Origin of the sequence: Staphylococcus sp. AS1337 (assembly GCF_051408735.1) — a bacterium.
GTDB classification, from domain to species: Bacteria; Bacillota; Bacilli; order Staphylococcales; family Staphylococcaceae; genus Staphylococcus; species Staphylococcus xylosus_B.
Map to the genome: position 1 here is coordinate 277,792 of NZ_JBOIHZ010000001.1, position 26,214 is coordinate 304,005.

At 29.5% G+C, this 26,214-nt stretch carries 17 protein-coding genes; 14 read left to right on the forward strand and 3 right to left on the reverse strand.

The features are described 5' to 3' along the window. Nucleotides 1–67: 67 nt before the first annotated feature. The 6 genes from ACSUE0_RS01295 to fucP all read left to right on the forward strand — a co-directional run bounded on the left by ACSUE0_RS01295 (nucleotide 68) and on the right by fucP (nucleotide 6,414). Nucleotides 68–1,489, forward strand: a complete 1,422-nt coding sequence (locus tag ACSUE0_RS01295) for an APC family permease (RefSeq protein ID WP_119615073.1) — start codon at nucleotides 68–70, stop codon at nucleotides 1,487–1,489. Between the two features lie 384 nt (nucleotides 1,490–1,873). After that, a complete protein-coding gene (locus ACSUE0_RS01300; RefSeq protein ID WP_436955709.1) occupies nucleotides 1,874–2,287 on the forward strand; it encodes an RbsD/FucU family protein in 414 nt (137 codons plus the stop codon). Nucleotides 2,288–2,330: 43 nt separating this feature from the next. Further along, nucleotides 2,331–3,362, forward strand: coding sequence for a LacI family DNA-binding transcriptional regulator (locus tag ACSUE0_RS01305; protein WP_436955711.1), 1,032 nt, complete (start codon nucleotides 2,331–2,333; stop codon nucleotides 3,360–3,362). Nucleotides 3,363–3,543: 181 nt separating this feature from the next. Next, nucleotides 3,544–4,146, forward strand: coding sequence for a KpsF/GutQ family sugar-phosphate isomerase (locus ACSUE0_RS01310; protein WP_326025436.1), 603 nt, complete (start codon nucleotides 3,544–3,546; stop codon nucleotides 4,144–4,146). A 15-nt stretch (nucleotides 4,147–4,161) separates the two neighbouring features. After that, nucleotides 4,162–5,082, forward strand: a complete 921-nt coding sequence (rbsK, locus tag ACSUE0_RS01315) for a ribokinase (RefSeq protein ID WP_436955713.1) — start codon at nucleotides 4,162–4,164, stop codon at nucleotides 5,080–5,082. 15 nt (nucleotides 5,083–5,097) lie between these two features. Further along, nucleotides 5,098–6,414, forward strand: coding sequence for an L-fucose:H+ symporter permease (gene fucP / locus ACSUE0_RS01320; RefSeq protein ID WP_436955715.1), 1,317 nt, complete (start codon nucleotides 5,098–5,100; stop codon nucleotides 6,412–6,414). Between the two features lie 273 nt (nucleotides 6,415–6,687). On the opposite strand, the gene ACSUE0_RS01325 is transcribed toward fucP, so the two are convergent. After that, on the reverse strand, nucleotides 6,688–6,894 hold the full coding sequence (locus ACSUE0_RS01325) for an alpha/beta fold hydrolase (protein ID WP_436955717.1): 207 nt from the start codon (nucleotides 6,892–6,894) through the stop codon (nucleotides 6,688–6,690). Nucleotides 6,895–7,261: 367 nt separating this feature from the next. Here ACSUE0_RS01325 and ACSUE0_RS01330 point away from each other — a divergent pair, with 367 nt between their 5' ends. The 6 genes from ACSUE0_RS01330 (at nucleotide 7,262) to ACSUE0_RS01355 (ending at nucleotide 16,566) form a co-directional block, all read left to right on the forward strand. Then, entirely contained in the window at nucleotides 7,262–7,444 is a 183-nt protein-coding gene (locus ACSUE0_RS01330; RefSeq protein ID WP_436955719.1) for a hypothetical protein, read from the forward strand. Nucleotides 7,445–7,534: 90 nt separating this feature from the next. Beyond that, nucleotides 7,535–7,687, forward strand: coding sequence for a CGNR zinc finger domain-containing protein (locus ACSUE0_RS01335; RefSeq protein ID WP_436955721.1), 153 nt, complete (start codon nucleotides 7,535–7,537; stop codon nucleotides 7,685–7,687). Between the two features lie 366 nt (nucleotides 7,688–8,053). Next, complete coding sequence (locus ACSUE0_RS01340; protein ID WP_436955723.1) at nucleotides 8,054–8,800, forward strand: SDR family NAD(P)-dependent oxidoreductase; 747 nt, start codon at nucleotides 8,054–8,056, stop codon at nucleotides 8,798–8,800. A gap of 244 nt (nucleotides 8,801–9,044) precedes the next feature. Then, nucleotides 9,045–13,421 (forward strand): amino acid adenylation domain-containing protein, encoded by a 4,377-nt coding sequence (locus ACSUE0_RS01345; RefSeq protein ID WP_436955725.1) that lies wholly within the window; start codon nucleotides 9,045–9,047, stop codon nucleotides 13,419–13,421. Nucleotides 13,422–14,022: 601 nt separating this feature from the next. Beyond that, a complete protein-coding gene (locus ACSUE0_RS01350; RefSeq protein WP_436955727.1) occupies nucleotides 14,023–15,942 on the forward strand; it encodes a hypothetical protein in 1,920 nt (639 codons plus the stop codon). 105 nt (nucleotides 15,943–16,047) lie between these two features. After that, the gene (locus ACSUE0_RS01355) at nucleotides 16,048–16,566 is read left to right on the forward strand and encodes a magnesium transporter (RefSeq protein WP_119615232.1); all 519 of its coding nucleotides are present in this window, start codon (nucleotides 16,048–16,050) and stop codon (nucleotides 16,564–16,566) included. Nucleotides 16,567–16,983: 417 nt separating this feature from the next. Here ACSUE0_RS01355 and ACSUE0_RS01360 read toward each other — a convergent pair whose 3' ends face one another. Beyond that, nucleotides 16,984–19,167 carry a bifunctional glycosyltransferase family 2 protein/CDP-glycerol:glycerophosphate glycerophosphotransferase gene (locus tag ACSUE0_RS01360; protein ID WP_436955729.1) on the reverse strand — a complete coding sequence of 728 codons (2,184 nt, stop codon included), beginning with the start codon at nucleotides 19,165–19,167 and terminating at the stop codon, nucleotides 16,984–16,986. Nucleotides 19,168–19,268: 101 nt separating this feature from the next. Then, a complete protein-coding gene (locus tag ACSUE0_RS01365) occupies nucleotides 19,269–22,457 on the reverse strand; it encodes a CDP-glycerol glycerophosphotransferase family protein (RefSeq protein WP_436955731.1) in 3,189 nt (1,062 codons plus the stop codon). 103 nt (nucleotides 22,458–22,560) lie between these two features. Here ACSUE0_RS01365 and ACSUE0_RS01370 point away from each other — a divergent pair, with 103 nt between their 5' ends. Next, nucleotides 22,561–24,003, forward strand: a complete 1,443-nt coding sequence (locus ACSUE0_RS01370; RefSeq protein WP_119614597.1) for a glycosyltransferase family 2 protein — start codon at nucleotides 22,561–22,563, stop codon at nucleotides 24,001–24,003. 166 nt (nucleotides 24,004–24,169) lie between these two features. Then, nucleotides 24,170–26,197, forward strand: coding sequence for an acyltransferase family protein (locus ACSUE0_RS01375; RefSeq protein ID WP_119614596.1), 2,028 nt, complete (start codon nucleotides 24,170–24,172; stop codon nucleotides 26,195–26,197). The last annotated feature ends 17 nt before the right edge of the window (nucleotides 26,198–26,214 follow it).

Sequence of the window (26,214 nt, forward strand, 5' to 3'; positions counted from 1 at the left end):
ACAATAGTTTCAAAAATCATTATACTTAAAAACATGTTTGTTTTAAAAAAAGCTAGGAGATATAAAAATGAATCTGATACATAGAATACTACGTAAAGAAGATGTATCGCGCTATCAAAATAAAGATGCGCACTTAGAACGTACACTTCGCGTTAAGGACTTTTTAGCATTAGGTGTTGGGACAATAGTTTCAACTGCTATTTTTACATTGCCAGGGGTTGTGGCTGCGGATCATACGGGACCTTCCGTCAGTCTATCCTTTTTAGTTGCAGCAATTGTAGCAGCTATGGTTGCATTTGTATATGCTGAAATGGCAACAGTAATGCCTTTTGCAGGCTCTGCATATACTTGGATTAGTATATTATTTGGAGAATTTTTTGGTTGGATTGTTGGTTGGGCATTAATCGCTGAATATTTAATTGCAGTTTCCTTTGTAGCCTCTGGTTTTTCTGCAAATTTAAGAGGGCTGTTAGACCCCTTCCATATTTCGCTACCTAATTCACTTTCTAATTCATTAGGTACTGATGGCGGGGTAATAGACTTGATAGCAGCAATTGTGATTGTTATCACTGCTTTATTATTGTCTAGAGGTACTTCAGAAACAGCACGAGTACAGAATATATTAGTCGTGTTAAAAGTGCTAGCAATTTTCCTATTTATAATAGTAGGTTTGTCTGTAATAGATATTGGACATTATGTACCATTTATTCCTGAATATAAAGAAACTGCAGCAGGTGCTTTCGGTGGTTGGCAGGGAATTTATGCAGGTAGTTCTGTTATATTTGTTGCTTACATTGGTTTTGATTCTATCGCTGCTAATTCTGGTGAAGCTATTAATCCACAAAAGACGATGCCTAGAGGGATTTTAGGATCATTACTAATTGCCGTGACGTTATTTGTCGTTGTAGCATTAGTGCTAGTTGGTATGTTTGATTACAGTGAATATAAAAACAATGCTGAACCAGTTGGATGGGCATTACGTACAAGCGGTCATGGTACGATTGCAATTATTGTACAAGCTATTTCTGTCATTGGTATGTTTACTGCATTAATTGGAATGATGTTAGCTGGTTCGCGCTTACTTTACTCATTTGGTAGAGATGGAATCCTTCCATCTTGGTTAGGTAAATTGAACAATAAAAACTTACCAAATCGCGCTTTAGTCGTATTATCTATCGTTGCAGTAATTGTTGGATCTGTATTCCCATTTGGATTCTTGGCTCAATTAATTACAGCAGGAACATTAGTAGCCTTTATGTTTGTAACAGTGGGTATTTTTGCTTTACGTAAACGAGAAGGTAAAGATTTGCCATTACCAGCATTTAAATTACCTTTGTATCCTGTTATGCCAATACTTATCTTTATTTGTGTATTTGCAGTATTTTGGGGTTTAAGTGGACAAGCTAAATTCTATACATTGATTTGGTTTGTCATCGGTATATTATACTACCTGTTCTATATCATTAAGACGAATGGACAGCAAAAATAGTCAGAAGTAAATGTTAAAATATAATACTAAAATATATGCTTCAAACTGCCTTCAAGTCATTGATTTGTATGGCAGTTTTTGCATAATAAATCCCCTCACTATTAGCATTAGTGAGGGGTTAGTCTATAAGTAAATACTTTTATTACGCAATAAATATATGCATAAAAAATACTCAAATATATATTATAATCATCTAATTCCATTTCTTATTAACTGAAGTTATCATTATCATACGTTGATCTAAAAATAATAAAAAAATAAAACTGAAACTTCTGTTTTATTTTTTAAATACTAATATGCAGAATAAATATATTTGACAAATAAACACATTTAATGTAATTTTGCATATAGTAATCGATTACTATATATTTCTGGGGGTGTAATATGATAAAAGGAGAATGTATTCATCAACAAATATTAAAAGAATTGGCAAAAGGTGGGCATGGTAACAAAATATTGATTGCTGATGGTAATTATCCTATAATGACAAACACTAATGAAAATGCGGAAAAAATATATTTAGGATTTTCACCTAACTTACCTTTGGTCACAGATGTGTTAAGATCTATATTAACTGTAATAAATATAGAAAAATTTGAAGTTATGGAACCAGTTAAAGGAAAAACGCCTGAAATTTTCACTGAGTTTAACAAAATATTAAAAGATAAGTCATTTGCAACCTATAGTCGGCAACAATTTTATGAGCTGGCTAATGAAGAAGATGTTACTTTAGTTATTAACACTGGAGACACAAGAACTTATTCAAATATCATGCTGACAACGGGTGTTATTTCATAATTATTAAATTAACAGTTGAAATATTATTAAGTGGTGATTATTAATGAATCAGAAGAACAAAACAAATAATGTAACTATGAAAGATATTGCATTATATACTGGATTTTCTACAGCAACAGTTTCAAGAGTCCTCAATAATAATTATCCAGTAAGTTCTGAAACAAGGGATCAAATATTAAATGCTTTTGAACAATTAAATTATGAACCAAATTTGGTAGCTAAAAGTTTGAGGTCAAACAAGTCTAATTTAGTAGCTATTATTGTAGCTGATATTGAAAATCCATATTATATGACTATAGCAAAACAGATAGATAAATATTTATTTAAAAAAGGCTATAATTTGATAACTTGTAGCACTGATGAATCAATTGAAAAAGAAGAAGAAATTATTCGCATGTTATTAAGTAAAAATATTGATGCCATTGCTATATCTCCTTGTGATAGTAAAAATACTAATTTAAAAGAGATACAAAATAGAAATATTCCTATAATTTTAATTGATAGAAAATTAGATGATTATCAACAATTACCTTATATAGGTACTGATAATTTCAAAGAGTCTTATGAACTGACTAAAAAATTGATAGCCAAAGGACATGAAAAGCTTGGTATTGTAACTGGAAGTCTAAATACAAGTACTGGCATTGAACGTTTAAATGGTTTCAAGGCAGCACTTTCTGAGTACGGACTAGCATTTCAAGAAGAATGGATGTTTAATGGTCAATTTAAGGAAGATATTACATTTGATCTCATTAATGAATATTTGTATAAAGGGTTAACATTACCAACTGGAATAGTTATTTGTAATAACGTTATGACTAAAGGAGCGCTTACCGTATTTGATAAGTATCAAATTAAGATTCCCCAAGATCTTTCAGTTGTGTCTTACGGGTCTTTAGCCAATAATAATTTATTTAAAGTTAAGGTTACTTCGCTAGAACAAGACTTATTATCAATGGGAGAAGCAATAGCTATTAGCTTATTGAGTAAGTTAGAAGACCAATATAAGGGGCAAGTTGAGATAAAAAGTAGTAAAATTATTGAGGGAAATTCAATTAAGCGATTAAAAGAATAAATTAAATATAGTTTTAAAAACTATATTTTTTTACAATTAATGAAAGCGCTTACCTCAATTGTACCTATATAGTAATCGATTACTATATAGGTACAATGATTATTCCAACTGAACATAATTAATTTTTTTTGATCTATAGTAATCGATTACTATAGACAGATAAAACCAAGGAGGAAATTTTATGAGATCAATTAAAATGTTAGAAGAGGTATTTAATTCAGAAATAAATACAATCAACGATGTCAAAAATAGTATTAATAATAGTTATGAACAATGTGTCACTGAAATTTTAAATTGCAAAGGGCGTATTATATTTCTTGGCGTTGGAAAGTCAGGACATATTTGTAAAAAAATAGCTGCAACTTTCGCTAGTACGGGAACGCCATCATTTTTTGTTCATTCAACTGAAGCTGTTCATGGTGATTTAGGAATGATATGTGAGGAGGACATTGTTTTTGCAATATCCAATAGTGGAGAAACAGAAGAAGTATTAAACGTTTTACCGTCTATAAACGCTATCGGTGCAAAAATATTTGCTATTACAAAGTCAAAACAATCCACTTTAGGTAGAAATGCTTCTATTGTTATAGAAATTCCAATAAAAAAAGAAGCCGATAAGTATAATTTAGCTCCAACAAATAGTTCAACAGCAACTTTAGTCATAGGAGACGCAATTGCATTAACAGTATCGCAAATGAAGGGGTTTTCAAAACAATCTTTTGGAAAATATCACCCAGGTGGTGCTCTAGGAAAAGAATTACAAAAAGATGGAGTTATAAAATAAAAGGTGGGTTTAACAATGAAAAAAATATTAGTAATAGGAAGTTTAATGACAGATTTTGTGTTTAGGACTTCAAAAATGCCAAGCACTGGTGAAACTTTTATTGGAGAACAATACGAAAAATATACTGGCGGTAAAGGTGCAAACCAAGCTGTAGCAGCTGCAAGACTCGGTGGTGAAGTGAGTATGATAGGAAAGTTAGGAAATGATGAATTTGCAAAAGAACACATTGAAAGTTTAAAAAAAGAAAAGATAGCACATAAATCTGTATTGCTTGATGAAACATCTAGAACGGGTGTTGGTAATGTAACCATTGATAATGAAGGTAATAATAAAATTATTGTTGTTCCAGGGGCGAATTTAGAATTAAAGATAGTAGATATTATAAATCATAAAAAATTAATTAAAGACGCAGATATTATTGTGCTTCAGTTAGAAGTGCCCATGGATGTTGTCTACCAATGTATAGATATAGCATATGATTACAATAAAACTATCATAGTTAATCCTGCGCCTGCTCAAGATTTTGATCATAATAAAGCAAAAAAGGTTGATTATTTTATACCGAATGAAGTTGAAAGTGGATTATTGACTGGTAAAACGATTAATAATATCGAAGACGCAAAGGAATCGGCTGAGATTTTGATAAGTGTTGGTTATAAAAATGTCATTGTTACATTGGGAGGCAACGGGGCAATTTTTGTGAATAAAAAAGAATTCAAATACTTTGACTCACTTAACGTTAGCCCTATAGATACAACTGCTGCAGGAGATTCTTTTATAGGAACTTTAGCATATGGATTATCTAAGAATTGGGATATTGATCAAATTATTGAATCAGCGATTAAAGCATCTGGGTGTACAGTAACGAAATTAGGTTCACAGCCTTCATTACCTACATGGAGAGATATTGAAAATTTAAAAGAAATTGTAAAATAATTAGGGGTGTTTTAAATGTCGAAAGGAACAGTAGAAACAGAGCGTGATGGGTTTTTAAATAAAATGCCAATACTGCAATATATTTTAGTAACTTTGCTATTTCCACTATGGGGCGCAGCTGCTAGCTTAAATGATGTTTTAATAGCTCAATTTAAAACAATATTTGATTTGAGTAATTTTGCTTCAGCGTTTGTTCAAAGTGCATTTTATGGAGGGTACTTTATATTTGCCTTACCTGCAGCTTTGTTAGTCAAAAAAACAAGTTATCGTTTGACGATTGTAACTGGCTTGCTTTTGTATATTATAGGTTGTGCGTTATTTTTTCCAGCCTCTCACATGGCAACTTATGGTATGTTTTTAGCAGCTTTATTTATCATAGCGATTGGATTAAGTTGTTTAGAAACTTCTGCGAATACTTATAGTTTATTATTAGGACCAAAAGAGAAGGCGACGCAAAGAATTAATTTAAGTCAGACTTTTTATCCGATTGGTGCAATGACTGGTGCAGTGCTAGGTAAATATTTTATTTTTACTAACGGGGGTAGCTTAGAAAAACAAATGTCAGTCATGAATAGCAAAGAAGCTACTCAATTTGGGCTTGAAATGTTACAACGTACGATGACACCTTATATCATTTTAATTGTTGTGTTAATAGCCGTAATGATACTTTTTATAGTAATTAAATTCCCTGAATGTAAGCCTGAAGAAGTAGAAAATGAATCAGATAGTAATCTTGGTTTTAAAGAAGCAATTAAGCACTTATCAAAAAATAAAGGCTTTAGAAAAGGGGTTTTAACCCAATTTATTTATATGGGTCTACAAACAACGGTATGGTCATTCACTTTAAGATTAGCTCTTGACGTAAACCCTCATATTAACGAAAGGTTTGCTACTAATTTTGTGATATTTAGCTTTATTGCATTTTTCATAGGAAGGTTTATAGCTACTTCATTATTATCAAAGTTTGATGCAAATAAAATATTGATGATTTATTCTGTTATAGGGGTTATTGTTTTATTATATGCCTCTCTTATTCCTAACACTTCGGCTATATATGCAGCAGTTTTTGTAAGTGTTTTATTTGGTCCTTGTTGGCCAACCATTTATGGCAAGACTATCGAAAAAGTTACTAATTCTAAATACATTGAATTTGCCGGAGCTATTCTTATCATGTCAATCATAGGCGGGGCTGTAATGCCAGTAATTCAAGGACTAGCAGCTGATATATTTGGATCTATGCAATTATCATTTATAGTGCCAATGTTGTGTTTTGTGTATATTGCAATTTATTTTTATAGTGAAAAAACAAATAATATTGAATCTAAACATTAAAAGTATTACATTCGTCATTGTTGAAATTGTTTTCATAATTACAAATGATATGAAAATATTATTTCAATCACTAAACTTATCAAGTATTATAATTATATTTCTATAATAAAAGACACCTAAAAAATTAGGTGTCTTAGTTATTTCTAAATATAGATTACGTTATTCATTGAGTGCTCTCTTTTTTAATAATAGTTATGGCTATATATAGTCGTTTAAGTCTTCTAGTTTTAAACAAATTCCTTATTCAAAATGGATTAAATCAAGAATTTATAATCAAATTGGTGCGCCGTAATCATGAACATATATACTGAATTTTTCTAAAGATAGTATTTCTATAAATTCATTTATAATATTTGCAATGTTGCCAAATGTGTAATCAAAGGCATTTATATTTGGTTGGTCACTATTTCCAAAGCTTGGATAGTCTGGCGCAACCAGGTGATAATCATCTTCTAATTTTTCTATTAAACTTTTATACATATGTGATGAGGATGGGGGCCATGTAATAATAAAATAGTCGGGTCTTTTGGATTACCAGCCCCTCTATAAAATATATTGATATCTTGTACAGTAACTTTTTGATAAAACGTAGTCATTTTAATTTCTACTATCGTATAACCTTATAAAAGTTTTTTATAGATTATATGATACGCATAAATAACCAACTTTTAAAATGATAATTTAAAAGTTAGTATGTAGGTGAGGTGATAGCATGAATAAAAAAATATTAACTATTGGTGGAAAATCATGGGTTAATCTAGTTAATACGATATTTATTAAAGATAATAAATATATGAATTTATTGATTAGTAAATCAGATATATAAAATTGGCTAATAGATAATAATATGGTTAATCAAAATACTAATGAAAATGTTATAACAGATGAATTAGTTACTTTGCTAAAAGAATTGAGAATGCTATCTAAAGAAGTTTTAAATAGTATCCAAAGTGAAGGAGAACTTTCACAGAGTATTAAAAGTAAAGTAAAAAAATATATAAATGATATAAATAGTGCTGTTGGTTTTTAAGATAATGATAAAAATATAGATTTAGTTTATATAGGTAAAACTATAAAGGCTAATATAACCTATATTATTATTATTAATTTAGTTAATACTTTGAAACATTATGATACTAAAAGAATTAGGCAGTGTTACCATGAAAATTGCATATGTTATTTTCTTGATATATCAAAAGATGGAAAACGAAAATGGTGCGATATGGAAACGTGTGGAAATAGAAAATACAAGCAACCATTATCAAAAACATAAACATTAAATTAATCCATTTTTGACCATTACTCCATCTATTGTAGTTGTTGTTATTTTAACACAGATAATTGCAAATTTTACTATTCATATTTAAGGTATGCTTTTGTTATACATGGCTGCAACTTTATTTCAATTAATCTTTCCATTTCTTCTATAAACATTCCCTTTGTAATAGTACTATCTACAAAATTTGATTTTATTTCACTTTGAATAGCTTCCCGTTGTTTTTGATTGTTTTAATATTATATAAAGATGTATCTTATCGATTAGAGAATATATATAAAATGATTTATAATTGATTTTTATGTTATTATCATGAATGTTATTATGTTTTGATTTTAAATTATAATTAAAAGGAGTGTTAGCGTGGATAATAAGCATTATATTATTACTGGGGGAACAAGTGGTTTAGGTTACTCTATCGTAAAAACATTGCTTAACAAAGGATGTAAAGTTACTATTCTATGCCGAGATTTATATAAATTTAACCAAATTGAATTATTTAAAAATAACAAAAATGTTCAATCTTTAGAATGTGATTTATTAAATGTTGAAGATTTAACATTATTAGAGGATAAATTAAGCCATGATATAGACGGTTTTATACATTGTGCAGGCTTGAGTTATATAGAAAATATGTCTTCAATCTCTATAGAGCAAATGAATGAAATTTATAAAATTAATACGATTAATTTTTCTGTTTTATTGAATGTTTTACGAAAATTTTTTGTTGAAGAACCAACAATTGTAGGGATTTCCAGCTTTGCTTCACTAATAACAGATAAAGGTACTGGTCATTACGGAGCTTCAAAAGCGGCATTTACTCAAATATTAAATACTTTGAGAATGGAAGAGCCTAATTACCATGTTCTTGTAGTAAATCCAGGACCAATAGACACTCCTTTTTTAAAGAAAGCTGATATACATGGGCTATATAAAAACATGAATAAAACATTTATATTAAATTCTGATAAATTAGCAGAAACTATAGTAAAAGGTATTCAAAAGAAAAAAGAGGAAATAAACAAGCCACAACTTGTTCATTATCTTTTAAAATTATATCAAGTATCACCATTATTTTTGAAGAAAAAATTACACAAATACTTATCCTAAAAGAAAAAGTAAAACAGCCTGAGGTATAGTAATACCAAGCTAAAATAAAACTTGCCATTTTTTGTTACTTTAAGATATTTATTTTTTAGAATCTACTAAAATAAATATTTTTCTGTTCTATTTAACTACACTTATTTGAATATATGATTGTAGTAAAAACTATAAAGAATATCATCATAAAATAACGTGCATATGTATGTAATTGCATGTTATATACTTCGATTAAAATTATGGAGGTAATTTAGTGAGAGAGTATATATTATCTGAAGCGCAAAGTGAAATTATCCAGTTAGAAGAATATTATGAAAATACTAGTATTAATAATATAGCAGCAATGGTTACTATTAAAGATAATGTTAAAATACAAGAGATTGATGAAGCATTAAACAATTTAATAAAAAGACATGAGAGTTATCGAATTAAAGTCAAAAAACAAAACGCAGAATATAAGCAATATATAGATGAATATAAAAGAAAACAATTTAATTACATTGATTTTTATAATAATAAAAAGGATTATGATGAATGGATTACTACACAGATAGAATCAAATATATTTGCCCTCAATAGCGAATTATTTAAATTTGTAATTTTAACACAGCCTAGTGGAGATATTGGAATATTACTATTGCAACATCATATTATTTCAGATGGTTGGAGTATGACTATAGCGGGGAATACATTATGTGAATCATTAATTTACGGAAAAAATGAAGAGGATTTTGAATATACGTATTTAGATCACGTGGAAGAAGAAATAAATTATAAAAATTCATCTAGATTCGAAAAAGATAAACAATTTTGGATTAAAAAAGTAGAAAATTTAGAAAATAACGAGTTGTTTGAAAATAAAAGGAATAGCAGTGGCCAGGGTAATAGGCTGAATTATAGACTTCCAGACATATACACACAGAAAATTATGGAATTTTGTAAAAGTAACCAATTAAGTATTAGCAATTTGTTTTCTGCAGCTATGTTGATTTTAAAGTATAAAAAAAATTCAATAAATAAGAATTCGATTGGATTAATATTACACAATAGAAATACGCAATTTGAAAAGCAAATGACAGGTGTCTATTCAAGAGTGTTGCCTATAATAGTGGAAATGGATAAAAAATTATCTATTAATGAATTTTTAAAGTTAATGAAAAAAGAAACGTTCAAGTTGTTGAAACATAGAAAATATCCAAACAGTTATATAGTGGAACATAGCAAAAATGCAAAAGGTTTACTAGACTTTGTAGTATCATTTCAAAATACTCAGCATAATCCAGATTTTATCAAAAAGGGATACTCAGAAGAATGGTTAGACCCTGGTACAACAAATGTACCGTTAGGTTTAAATATAAGCAATAGAGATGGAGAAGAGAGTCTAGAAATAGATTATGATTACCAGTTAGATGTCGTAAGTGAAAAGGAAGTTGTAAATTTACATTCAAATATTATGAAAATTTTAAATATAATATTAGAGAATCCGCAACGAAAAATTAGTGAAATTGAGACTGTTACTGAAGAAGAAAAGACGCTTATTTTACATGACTTTAATAATACACAAGTAAGTATGGGTAACACGAAAACCTTTGTAGAGATTTTTGAAAGCCAAGTGAAAAAAACGCCAAATAATAAGGCAGTTACTTACGAAGGTGAAAGTCTTACTTATCAAACATTAAACGCTAAAGCAAATCAAGTCGCGCATCAATTACGACGCAATGGCGTCAAACCGAATAGCTTAGTAGGTGTAATGACAAACCGTAATTTGGAAATGATAGTTGGGATATATGGTGTTTTAAAAGCGGGTGGCGCCTATGTTCCAATTGACCCAGAATATCCGAGCGAGCGTATCAATTATATTTTAAGAGACAGTAAACCCAATACACTATTAACAGATAGAGCTTTAGGCACTTCTATTGAATTTAATCAATCGGTTATAAATTTAATGGAGGATAAAAGTATATCAATACAACCCACAAAGAATTTATCGCATGTTACAAGTATATCTGACTTGATGTGTATTATTTATACTTCTGGCACTACAGGTAAACCTAAGGGTGTTAAGATAACTTCTAAAAGTGTTATGAATAATCTTAATAGAAGAATTAAGAGATTTGGTATTAGTAGTAAAGATAACATATTATTTAAAATGCCATTTACATTTGACCCGTCAATTTGGGAATTATTTGGATGGGCTATGGTTGGTGCACAAGCCACATTGTTACCGTCGGGTAAAGAAGGTAACTCAGAAGTAATCACATCATTAATTCACACATCTAAAGTGTCGATAGCTGTCTTTGTACCTTCTATGTTTAACCCATTTATTCATTATATTCAGTTAACTAAACAATCAAACTTACTTGCTAGCTTAAGGTATGTCTTAGTTGGAGGCGAAGCAGTGAAGCCAGAGTTAGTTAATCAATTTAGTAAATGGATTGGTAAGGTGAATAATACACAACTAATCAACGTTTATGGCCCCACTGAAACTACTATTGATGTGACGAACTTTAGTTTTGAAAATAATGTTACCTATGAAACTGTACCTATTGGTCAACCTATTGCGAATACACAAGCGTATATTATGGATGAAGATAATAATCTCATGGGTATTGGTACTCAAGGAGAGCTTTGTATTGGGGGAGCAGGCGTAACTGATGGTTATTTAAACCGACCTCAATTGACAAAAGAAAAGTTTATTGATAATCCATTCGGTGAAGGGAAATTATATCGTACCGGTGATTTAGCAAAATGGCAGGAAGATGGTAATATTATATGTTTAGGGCGTATCGATGATCAAGTAAAAATACGTGGTTATCGCATTGAACTTGGTGAAATAGAAAGTGCTTTACGTAAGAATGAAAAACTTACAGATGTTGCTGTTATTGCCAAATCAATGGGAGAGGGAGATATAGCGCTGTGTGCTTACCTAGTCTCAGATGAGCAACTAAACTGTGAAAATATCAAAAGAGATTTAAGCGAAAAATTACCAAGTTATATGCTTCCAACATATATAACTCAAATAGACAAAATACCAGTCACAGACAATGGTAAATTAAATAAAAGTCAACTGCCTGAAATTAAGGTTGAAAGCAAAGTATACGTTGCGCCTAAAGATGACACAGAAGTAATGATCACTCAAATATTTGAGAATATATTGAATATTGAAAGTGTTGGCACGAATGATAATTTCTTTGAAATTGGTGGCCACTCACTTAATGCTTTGGGAATTATAAATGAAATAGAACATAAAAGCGGTGTCCGTATACCAGTTACAGATATTTTTGAAAAACCAACAGTTATACAATTGGCTAAAATTATAAAGGAAAGTAATAAATACAAAAATTTACGAAAAATACCAAAAGCTGAAGATAAATTATTTTATTCTATATCTCCGATGCAACAGCATATATATACATTGAATAAAATTGCTGGTAAACAAACAACATCATATAACATGCCTGGAGCATTTGAAATAAAAGGTAATATAGATATGAAAAGTATACAGAATGCTTTCCAAACTTTAGTTAATCGACATGAGGTATTAAGAACGCGTTTTGAAACAATTAATGGAGAAACTGTTCAGATAATTGAAGATGACATACAAATTAGTGTAGACTATGAAGAAAAATCAAATATTGATTATGATATACTTTTACAAGATTTTGTAAAACCATTCAATTTAAAAATTGCACCGTTGTTAAGAGTTAAAATAGTGAAATTTGATAAACAGCGTTATATATTATTATTCGATATTCATCATATCATTTCAGACGGTGCGTCCATTTATCATATTATTGGCGAATTTTCAAAATTATATCAAGGGCATACTTTAGGTGAGATGAAGTTACAGTATAAAGACTATAGTGAATGGATTAAAAATTATGATTTAAGCAAGCAACGTACATTTTGGTTGTCACAGTTTGAAGATAAACTTCCTATTTTAGATTTACCTTTGGACTATCCAAGACCTAAACAACAAACTTTTGAAGGTAAAACAATTACTGTGAACATGCCTAATGAAACGAAAAAAGCAATAGATAAACTTGCACAAGCGACTGGTAGCACTGATTATACAATCCTATTAACATCATTAATGATATTGATGAATAAGTATTCTAACCAAGAAGATATAGTAATCGGTAGCCCCGTTTCAGGACGTACACAAAAAGATACTGAAGAAGTTGTCGGTGCGTTTTTTAATAGACTTGCATTACGTGGTTTTCCAGAAGGTAATAAATCATTTAATCAATTATTAACAGAAATTACTGAGCTATCGTTGAAAGCTTTAGATAACCAAGATTATCCTATTGAATACTTGAAAGAAGAAATTGTAGAAAAATATAATTTAACTCGTAATACATTGCATGATGTAACTTTTGCATTCCAAAATATTAATGAGCAATTATTGAACGTAGATGGTTGGGAAATTGAACGTAAAGAAACTATCGATACAAATATAAAATTTGATTTACACATGATGATAGAAGGGGACGAAGTTTACAAAGTGTCTTTAAAATATGCGAGTGAATTATTTTCTTCATCAACAATTCAACGTATGTTGGATAGGTTTATAGACATATTGGATAGTGTTACAAAATATCCAGAACAAAAAATAAGTGAAATAGAGTAAAAGATTAATTAAATAAAACTTATCAGAACTGTGTTTGATATCAATTCCTAATTAAGAATAAGTTGATGTAAAACGCTAAAAGTCCGGGACATAAAGTAATGTCTCGGACTTTCTATTTTTATGTTTTAGAATAAGGCTTCACTTATTGTTGTAAAATCAAACTAAATTGCATTAGCTAATATTTCCTGGAAAATGCTGCGTAACATAAATATTTCTATAATTAATGAAGTATTTGGATGGAGTTCATGTAAAAATTTTTATGCTGGTAAATTTTCACACATCACTGTTAATATTTCATATCACAAAAATTATTTATATTCCGTATATTGTATAAAAACAATTACAAAATCCTCGAATTAATAATTAAAATACGTGTTTTTATTTAAAATATTAATATTACAACTTTAATTAATATGTTATCATCTAAATATGATAAGTAATAATAATTTACTATATAACATATTAAAAAATAAATAAGTTCGTTTTTTGATATTATTTCATTGCACAGAAAGAAATATTATTTTATGACTTCTTGACTATCGATTAAGCATAAAATGAAAATACTTTTTAAACAATAACTCGAATGGAAGGATGACATGTAATGAGCAATAACGTTTTAGATATTAGTTCTTTAGAAATAGACCATGTACTTGCAGGAGAAAGCGAAATATATATTGTTCCAATCGTTGCCCCAGTATTGAGAAAAGGAGATTCTAAGGGGAATGCTGTTGATTGTTTTAAACAAATCTTAGGTTCCTCTAAAATTGTGCAATCTTTTGATGTGACGATAGATCATAATGATGAAAATGAGCCATTCAAAATATTTGAAGATCGAGAATATTGTGTTACAGACCTAACTTCTTTACATAATATTAAAGAGGCTAAACGTCCTGACTGTAATTTTGGTTTAAGACTTTATATGCCTCAAAAAAATGAGTCCAAATTGAAAGTTATAAACAATGATATTTTAAAAGAAATCAATATTACTAGCTTTGATATTTCTGATTTAAGTAAAGGTTTAAAATTTGAAACATTACAACCACTAAAAGACGCAATTATAGAACAAATTCAAAATAAAAATGGAGCTAAGAAAAAATTGTTTAATGAAAATAAGAAAAAACAAGTTATATCTATTAATAAAAATGAAGATTCTTCAGATATCCAATTTTTAAAAAGCAACCTATATAACACACTGGATTCACTTATAGATAAAGTATATTTAGATGATGAAAATTTAGAATTTAGAAGTATTGTCGATGACAAAGGTTATAATGAAGAAATATTACCTACTTACCGAAAGCTTGAACAATTAACTGAAGATGACTTTAACAAAGCAAAAAATGATAAATTAGCAGTTTTAGAAAAAAAGAGAGAAGATATTATAAACAGCATCTTTAATCAACTTGTTAATGATTTGTGGAGTAAAAGTATTGAAGCGGATAAAATGCGTAATTATAAATCAAATGATTCTCAATATCATAGAACATACACACAAATTGAAAGTAAATTACAAGAAGATTTAGGAGTTATTCCAAAGAAAGTTGAAGAGCAAACTAAAAAATTAGAAAAAGATTTTGAAACAAGTAAAAATGAGCGTAGCGAAAAAGCACGTAGAGATATGGAAGAAAGAATAGAAAGAGAAGAAAGACCGATTTTAACAAATCGTATTCGTGAATATGAGAAGACATTATCAGATAAAGCCAAAAATGCTTATAATAACCAAATTAAAGTATTAGATGCCAATGTAAAAAATGACTATGATTTGCATATTACTAAAATTGTCGATGACATCGTTCAACATCATCAAGAGACTATAGCTACTAAAAAGTCGGAACTTCAAAATATTATGGAAAAAGATGTGGAAACATTAGTCCAAAAAAGAAGTGAAGACGTCGACAAACTTAGAGGAGAAATTAGTAAGTTAGAACAAGATTTAATTCATAATGAAGCAACATTTAATGAACGTTTAGATTTAGCAGTGAATCAAAAAGTAACTGATTATGAATTAAAAGACTCACAAATGACAGATGAAATTAATTGGTTAAGAGTAGAATTAGAAAAATCAAAAAGAGAAAGCGCAGATAAAGATGAATCGATCCGTTCTAAAGAAATGGAACTTCAAAATAATAGAAGTCATCTAGATCGATTAAATCAACAACTAGAACAAAGTAATCAAACAAGTTTAAGTATTTCGGCGCGTGCTATGGAAATTAAACAGCAAGCTCTAAGTTTTTCAAATATTGAGTCAAATCAATCAAATTTCAGTAAGGTTGCTGGACCGCAGAATATCGATGTAGGTAATTTATTAGATGATGATGCTGAAAAAGCAAAACGCTATGAACGAAGAAAAAAACCAACGTTCTTTACTTGGTTAGGTGGGCTCTTTTTATGTGCTGTGCTAGGTTCAGGTACTTTATTTGGCAGTCATGTAGCCAATAGCCAAGAAAAACAAGATAATAACACGGAGACGCAAACTCAAGTTCAAAACTCACAAAAAACAGAATTATCAAAAAATAAATGATGATGTTTAGAAGCACCTATTGTTAACAAAATAGCAGACTCAATGGAAAAGTGAGAGTTGGCTTAATAACACAGATTAATACTAAACAATACGGGAGTGGACACAATGAACCAACAAAAATTAGAAGAATTGCACCGGCTGGCAAAGGGCACAGTAAAAGAGAAAAAAATTGCACTTACATTTGGTTATCAACCAATCATCGAAGCATTAAAAAAGGATGATAATAAAGAAGTTTCAGATTTTGCGCAAACGATGGATGCAAACAGAGATTTGAAATTATACAAAAACAACCTTTACTATAGACGTTCCAAAGAACAATTTCAAAAAGATTTGAAACAAGCAACGCAATATATGTATGCTACATTAATATTAATAGGTATCGCTATAGTGTCTATACTTATAGCTGTGATTATCTTTTTTGTTAATCCAACTGCGAACGTGTCATTATTTATCACAATTACAGTGTTAGCGATATTAGGGTCGCTTGTCACAGTTTTACTTTCCAAGCGAGTAGGAATTTCCTATAATAATAGTAAGCAATCATTGGCAAGGTCCAAATATTTACTCAATATTTCACAGTCTAATTCACAATCACTACAAGCACAAATCAATAATAATGAATAAGATTAATCTAAATTTAGACAAATCTATTTAGTTTGTTTTTAATTCTACACTTAGAATTACTCATGAGTACTATCTACAATGATTTGTCTAACTGTTTAAATTAATTTAATCAATGATTATTAGAGATTCACTAACAAAATAAAGTTCCGAGACATCGATAAATGTCTCGGAGCTTTTAATTATATAGATAATAGATTCTGGAATGAAAAGGTAAAGTGGGGTTACCCAATTTATTGAATAATTCAACTCTAGAATTTCTATAATTATATACATCCTTTTAAAACCTTAATCTTTTTTATCATAAGATTGGATTAATATAACAAGCATAAAATTCAAAAAATGATTTCCTGTAATATAGCAATCTCCAAGGTGAATACTTCACTAACTTCTATTTCTATTATTATTAACTTATAAAATTTAAATGTCTGTATTATGTATTCTATTTGCAATCAAATCTCCGAGGTATTGCGATGCTTTACCATCCTCAATTGCACAGAAACGATTATAAAAGTGATTGATTTTTGGCTGATATTGTTGCTCAATTTGTTTAATGTTTTCCAATCCTTCAATTAAATCTGCTGTATTTGTATAAATAGGGCCTGGTAAGTCATTCAGATAATCAAAGTAAAAACCTCTCAAGTCAGTACTGTATTTCTCCATATCATAGGCATAGAAAATCTGAGGACGTTTTAATATACCAAAATCAAACATGACCGAAGAATAATCTGTGATTAAGCAATCGGAAATTAGATATAATTCCGAAATATCGTCATACTTTGAAACATCAATAGCAAAATTTGTATATTGGCTAAGGTCTAGCTCATTAGAAATTAAATAATGCATTCGGAATAAAACTACATACTTATCCCCTAAGCGATTTCGAAGTTGATCGATATCTATTTTTAAATTAGATATATATTTATTTTCTGTACTGTATTCATCATCTCTCCAAGTTGGCGCGTATAAAATTACTTTTTTATCGGAAGAGATTCCTAATTTATCTTTAATTTTATGATGTAGTTCTTGATCATGTTGATGGTTGATGAGTAAATCGTTTCTAGGATAACCAATTTCCAAAATTTGGTTACGTGCCATCCAAAAAGCTGATTGAAATATAGTAGTAGAATAAGCATTCGGTGATACTAAATAATCCCAACGCCGTGTAGACTCATAAAAATATTGCTTATAGGTGGCAGTTGTTGTATTAGGCATACGAACTACTGTCATATCATTTGCTAGAAATTTTAAAGGTGTGCCATGCCAGACTTGAATATAAAGTTGGTTACTTTTCTTTTTAATAAATAATGGTAATCGTGCATTAGAGACCCAAACGTGTGCTTTTTTATAAATATCGTAGTATGCAGCACTTTGTTTTTGTATAGGCTTAATACCCTCTGGTACATCTATGTTTTCAGTATCTCTAAACACCCAATAATAATGAAAGTTTGGGTAGTGTGTTTTCATATACTCATAAATATATTTAGGGCTGTCATTATAACTACTACCACCGAACGATTCGAACACTACAGTTTGATGTGACACATCAGAATTTTTATTAAACAAGACATACTTAGCATAATGTTTAGTCGGTTTATTCAGCAAAATTGCTTTATAAAAGCGTAAACGATACCTTTTGTAATTAAGTTTAATGGCAAGTTGCGTAAAGCCAAATTGAATAAATCGTAATTCTAAATTAAATAAAGGTGATTCTGATTTTAATGCTGGTTTGATCATCGGTATGATATCAGCTAACATTTTGCTAGCGAATTGATATTGAGCAGCATTGTTTTGATTATTTGGTTCAAACCAAAAATGCAGTTTGTCTACCATGTGCTGTATTATGAATTTTTGTAATGATTTTTTATTATTGAGCTTATTAACACGTTGAATAGCATCTTTAAAGGCATCTACATAGTCTGGAAATATAGATTCAAACGGTTGGGCTCTCAACTTTTCAGTTTTAAAAGGATCGTAAATCTCTCCACAAAAGTAAAAGGGTATGCCTTCAATATGAACAAATGTTTCTGCATAATTGTTATATTCTAAAATGAATGACCAATCAGCGTAAATATTGAGCTTTTCATTAAGCTTTATATGATGATTTTGTACAATGCTTGTTTTGAATATAATATTACTGATTGAATCTTGTTTTAGTAAGGAGTCTGGATGTTTATCAATCTGTTTGTAATGAACAGTTAGGTCTTCATCAAGATAAGAATTAGGTATATTTAAAGAAAAGTCTTGTATTTTCGAAATAACTGCATCTTGCTGTTTGAGATACTTTAAGTATACTTCAATGGTATAAGGCGTGATGATATCATCAGCATCTAAAAACATAAAATAGGGTGTTTTAACATGAGCGATTCCTTTATTTCGTGCATAGGCATGACCATGATTTTTATCTAATTTAATATATTTAGGCTGCTTTGAATAATTTTCTAGTTTTTCAAATAAGTACTTTTCAGATAGATCTTGTGCACCATCATTAACTAATATTAATTCAAAGTGTTGGTTTGTCTGATTAATAAGGCTTTCTAGGCATTGTTTGAGGTGTGCTTCGTTGTTATAAAAAGGTAAGATGATTGTAAGTTGATTATACATATGTAAACCTCCATCATGCTGTTTTATAAAATATATTAGAGGGAGTAGGACAGAAACGCTGTTTATAGAATATGTTTTCTGTTCTACTCCCTTATATGTTTTTAAAAGAAGCGTTGAACTATACTTTTAGCAGCAGTGCCAGTTTCAAAAGTACAGAAACGATTATAAAATGCATTATATTTATCTTTATAAGTTTCTTGAACTTGGTTGATGTTTTCTATTGATTGAATTAAGTCTTCGTTTGTTTTTAAAAGAGGTCCAGGTGCTTGATTTTCAAAATCAAAATAGAATCCTCTAAGACTGTTTTTATAGTGTTCAAGATCATAAGTGAAGAACAATAATGGCTTTTTCGTATTAGCGTAATCAAACATTACTGACGAATAGTCAGTAATACATATATCAGCAATGAGGTATAAATCACTAATTTCATTATAATCACTGCCATTAATCACAAAATCATTTAGACTACTGTCTAAATGTAAAGCATTACTGATGATAATATGTGGACGTAAAATTAAGATATAATCGTCACTTAAGCGTTTTTGCATTTCATATAAATCTATTTGCAGATTAATGATGTGCTTTTTGGCTTTTGTAATTTCGTCGTCACGGAATGTCGGAGCGTATAAAATCACTTTACGGTCATCATGAATACCTAATTTTTGCTTAATATGAATGCTTTCATTTTCTAATTTAGCTTCGTCTTGATAAAATACGTCATTTCTTGGATATCCAACCTCAAGTATCTCTTTATGAAAATCAAAAGCAGATTTAAAGCATTCTGTAGCATAAGGACTTGGTGAAACAAGATAGTCCCAATATTTTATTGCATGATTAATGCGATTTTTATATCCATCATCGCGGCCTGCAAAAGTTTCTATATCATTCAACATTTTTTTAAGTGGTGTTCCATGCCAAGTTTGAATATAAAGCGTATCTTTCGGCTTATTAATATAGTAAGGGAAATTTTGATTGTTAATCCAATACTTAGCACGTGATAAATAGTGATAATATTCTGGTGATAAACGTTTTATTGATTTAACGTTCGCATCATTAAATGGGTATTGTGTGTTGCTAACCCATACAATTTGATATTGGTCGCTGTGTTGTTTTAAAGCATCATAAATCACTTTTGGGCTATCGCTAACTGATTTACCAACATTACTTTCGAATACTACTAAATCTTTCTTAACAGGAACAATTTTAGATACTGCACTATTATACTTATCCATAACTTTAAAATAACGCTTATCTCTTCTAAAACGTTTAAATAAATGTTGAGATAAAATATCGTATTTCAACTTACTTTTAAATTGATTTTTTGTTTTAAATTTATTAACTTCTGTGTAGATTCGTGCACTATTATGACGGTCATTAAAGTTATTGAAACGTTGCGCTTTTATGTTAACGCTTTCATCTATTGTATAGTTATTTGCTATTATTCTAGTAAGTTGTGTCTCTAAATCGTTTTGATTATTTACGATTAATCCAGGTAGTTCTTCCTCAATATTAATGTGGGAAGGTTCTTTTCCTAAAAATTGGTCTTTATCAAATTGATAATAGATCACAGGTTTACCTAAAAAACTAAAATCAAAGGCAACACTAGAATAATCTGTAATCATCAATTTACTTTCTTGAATGAGTTGTTGAACGTCTACATCGCCTTGTTTAATACTTGTAACATGCTGTGGTATATCAAATGAATCAATAAAAGGTTGCATGTTAGGGTGTAAACAGAAAATGACTTTTGTGCCTTGTTCCGCAATATTTTTGACTTTATCACTGTTGATTAAAGTATTCATACGTTCTAGGTATTCAGAGGATTCTAATTGTTCATAGTTAGTTAACCAATCTCTCCATGTTGGCATAATTAAAATTTGATTTTTTATCTGAATATCTTTATTGAACAGCTCGTCAAATCTAGCTAACCCTGTAACTTTAACTTGTGTTTCATCAAAATTTAGATCTCTAACTACAATTTCTTTTTCGCGCTCTGAACTTGTTATAAAGACATCTACATTGAAGTCTTTTAATTGATTACCATTAATTTGAGTTAAATTTTTAGTGCCTAAGACACCATGTTGTAAAAACACTCTAGTGGCAGTAATTTTTCTCGTATAGGCTGCACTATTAGTTGGGAACAATAATTCTGGATGATGTGTTGAACAAATATAATCTGCTTGCAACATTACCGAAAAATGCTCAGGAGATTGATAGTAAATGACATTACCAAATGGCAATACATTTTTTGCTTCATTTGAGTGTTCATCAATAATGTAGTAAACAGGTAATTCTGGATGGTACGTTCTCATATATTTAAAGAAATGATATCCATTATCTTGAGCTTTATAAGATTTTTCTCCGATAATCCAAACTTTATTTTTTGATTTTAGTGATAGGTTCTTTAATGAAGGTGTTTTCAGACTTTGAAGATAAGTCAGGTAACTTTCAATGCTATAGCGATTTATACGAAAAGATAAGTTACGACCTTTCATTGTGAAATAGGGTGTAATAGAGACAATTTCCTCTTTATAATCTGTAATAATTTCCCCTTTAAGGAACCGTTCTGTAAAAATTCTAGGATTACCAAGTTTGGTTAGAAGTGGTTCAGCTGATTCTTGTACATCAACTTTCAAATAAATATCTATAACATCTTCTGTTTCAAAAGGATATTTCATAAAGTTGATCAATTCATTATAAATATCTACTGAAAATTTAAAATTAGAAGTATGTGTTCGCTTATTCTCACTTTTCAAAGTGATTGGCAAAGGTATTTCAGTTTCGCGTTCCGTAAAGCGTGTGCGTATTACGATATTTGATTTTTGTACAACGGCATTTAATGTTGAAAATTCCCCAGTAATATAAGCTTCGCTATTGTTAAATTTAAGTGCATCAATATGACGTCTTGAAAAGAATACTTTTTGTGGTAAATAACTTTCCATAGAAAGATGTAAAAAACCATTTTGGGTGACATAAGGATGGATAACATCCGAGCCATCCGAAATCTCTGATAAATTAAAAACAGAAGATTGCTCATCTGTTACCTTAATATTTTTTTGAGTCGTAATAATTGCATCAGATTCTTCCATAATTAAAAAAATTTTACTTCTATTATACGATTTAAACGCTTTCAAAATTTCGTTTAAATCAATTTCAAAATTACAAAATTCATCTATTGGATTATACGAAATAGAATGAAATTCATTTTTTACATATAATTTTCCAATACTATTATTTTGTTGATTGAAAGAAATATAGAGCATAGAACCTTCTTGATTAATATGTCGCAAGTTACTGGCCTCCAATAAATTTAATAAGTTGTAACAATTATAACGTATAAATTGTTATAATAATATTTAAATTAACATAATGTATTAATATAAATATGAAAAGGTGATTATAATCGAAAATAAAAAGATTATTTTTTCTATTGTTATTACTACTTTTAATAATAAAAATACAATAGAAAAAACTTTGGACTCAGTAATGGCACAAAGTTTAGACGCAGATTTATATGAAATAGTTATTGTTGATGATTGTTCAAACGACGGTACATGGGAAATATTGCAACGTTATAATACTTTTAATATTAAAAAGTATAGATTAGCCCAAAATAGTGGCGGACCATCAATACCTAGAAATACTGGTATTAAACATAGTAACGGTGAGTATTTATACTTTTTGGATGGTGATGATTGGTTAGAACAGAATATTTTGGAAACGATTTCAATAAATAAAAAATGGCATAAGAGCGATTTAATTATTTCCAAGGTCATTAAACATACTGAGAAAAATCAATCTGTTCATGCGAGATTTATGACAGCTAAGACATACATTAATGAGCAAAGTTATAAAATTCCCTATTTATATTATTATTTAGGCCCTGGTGGTAAATTTATTAAGCGTAAGTTAATTGAAAAACATGATATACAATTTCCAATAAATTTACATTTTGGAGAAGATAAACTGTTTTTTGTGAGAGTATTTGAAAAAGCGCAAAAAGTTACAACTACAACGAGCATTGGAGTGCATATCAATCGCTACTCAGATAATATTTCGATTGTTAGAAGAACTCATTTTATTAAAAAGAGAGAAAGTGATTTAACTATATTTGAATATATATTGAATATGAAAGACAAAAAACGTAGAGATAAGTTGTTATTGCGAAATTTAGAATATGATTTATTAACAAGTTGTAATTCTCATGTTTTTTTAGATTCACCAAAAGCAACTAAGATAAATATTTTTGAAATGATTAAAACAGCATTTGAAAATGCATATGTCAAAAAACGCATTGTTCCGCAAATTGATGCTAAGTTCAATTCTGCTGTAGCAGCGATTTATGACAATGATTTTAATAAATTTGAAGCGTATTTTGAATGGTTGAAAAGGGGGCATAAATTTTTAGAAAAAACAGCTGATAACTATTATGATTCAAAAGATACTGATGGTTATGATTTTAAAATAACAACCCCATTTGCAAACCTAAAAAATTTACAAGTAATGGAAAAAGCTATGTACCTTCAAATAGAAGTTAATAATTTGAAAGATAACAGAATAAAAGAAATTCAATTAGAAAGTCGTACGGATTACAAACAAAATATAACTTACGAAGACATGTCATTGAAAGATGGTTTTTTTACAATCATGTTAAATCAACATCTAATAGAGACACTAGCTACAGGTGTTTATAACATTATAATTGTTTATGATGATTATAAAGCATTAAATATTAAATACGGGTTTACTAAGAAAATAAAAATATCTTCAACAACAGCTACTATTTATCCAACTATCAATGGTAATTTAGCGCTTAAGATTCGACGAAATGAATGATGTTAAGTAACAATGTGTAGTGGTATTTCTGATGAAAAGAGTTATGTGATTTGGTTGAAGCGTAGACAGAGGGGAGGCAGAAAACTGTTGCCAAACTTCTGTCACACGCTTATGTGTTTTCTCTCATCAAATAAGTAATGAGTTATATTTTATTAAGGGGATTAAAATGAAACAAAATAAAAATTTAATTGATATTGAACGCAAATTTCGTCCTGAAATTGAGGGGCTAAGAATAGTAGCAGCATTACTTGTCGCTATTTATCATATATGGTTTGGAAGAGTGTCGGGAGGCGTGGACGTCTTCTTTGTTATATCAGGTTTTTTAATTACAACATCTATTATCTCAACTATAAATAAAACTGGAGAATATAAGTTTTGGCCATACATATCTAAATTATTGAAGCGTCTCTTACCATCGGCACTGTTTATAGTTTTGGTGACATTGGTGTTAAGTTTCTTCTTCTTACCGCTTACGATTTTAACGAAAACGATTAAAGAGGCACTAGCTTCTATATTTTATTATCAAAATTGGCAACTTGCTTTTAGTAGTACAGATTACTTAGATGCTAACCAAATGAAGAGCCCACTCGAACATTTTTGGGCCATGTCTATCCAAGGTCAATTTTATCTTATTTGGTTTGTATTATTTACATTTGTTTTATATTTAGTACGCAAATACGCGCTATCGAATGGCAAAAAACTTGTTAACTTTTTACTAATAATTATATTTATAGTGTCATTTATTTATTCTATATACCTTACCCAAGTAAATCAGCCTTTTGCATATTTTATTACATTTACAAGAGTATGGGAATTCGCTTTAGGTGGTTTATTATGTGTTAATTTAGGACGAATCAAAATCAATCGTTTAGTAGCTGCTATTATTGGATGGGTTGGCTTAGTAGGATTGATATTAACAGGTGCTTTATTTGATGTGTCTAAACTATTCCCAGGCTATATTGCCTTATGGCCAATGACCTGTGCATTGCTTATCGTTCTTTCAGGCAATGTGGATACAAAATATGGTGTAAAAAGATTTTTAGCATTGCCTATTATGACTAAACTAGGTGGCATATCCTTTGGTATTTATTTATGGCACTGGGTATTACTTTCTTTCTATAAGTTTAAAATTGCAGAAGAGCCAGGACTAATATCTGGTATTATGATTATTTTATTATCTATTGGTTTATCTTTCTTTATGACGAGATTTATTGAAGCTCCTATTAGAAATGGTAAAAATAATAAAAAAGCTTTTGCAAAGTTAGGTAAAGTATTATCAGTCAATTTAATTTTAATTGTGTCATTATTTGTGGTGGGTGTAGTGAAAAACAGTGGCTCTGATAAGGAAATAAGTCATAAAGACTATCCGGGTGTAGATGCAGTGGCTAAAAGTGAAGAAATTGAAGAGCAAACACCTATGCCAAATTTTGCAAAAGTGTTTGATGATTTACCTGAATCTCATCTCGATAATAGTAACCAAAACCTTAAAGAAACAGATGTAAAAGTAGGTGAATATGGTAAAACAGAGAATTATAAAGCTACAATTGCTCTAGTTGGAAGTTCTCACTCTGAACATTGGCTTGGTGGATTTATTAAAGCTGCAGATAAAAATGGTTATAGAATATTGAATATTACACGTTCTGGAACACGTTTTTCTACTGGCTATGAAGATGATAGCCCTAAAGGAAAATGGGTTGAAAATGTTAACGACTATTTACAACATCATAAAGATATAGACTTAGTTGTTTCACATGCAACTTCTGCTGCGAGTGATAGTAAATGGGTTCAAAATCAAATGATCAATCAACTGAATATTGTAAAAGATGAGTATGATATGGATGTTCTTGCTATAAGAGATATCCCAACTTATGATTTTAGTGTTCCTGAAGAATTTGAAAAATTTGGTGAAGATAAGACAATCAAAAAAATGAATGATTTTGAAAGCCAAAAAGACACATCATATTGGAAAGATTTTGCTGAAAATGATGAGAGACTGTACAAATTTGACCCTACTGAATTTTTTAAAGTAGATAATCAATATACGCCAGTAATTGGAAATATTAATATTTATAGAGATATGGATCATATGACAAATACTTATTCGGAGTCTTTCGGCAATGTACTGGCCGAAAAATTAAAATATATTATTGAAAACAAGGAAGAAAATAAAGAAGTAAACTTAAATAATATATAAAATTTTTGATAATGATA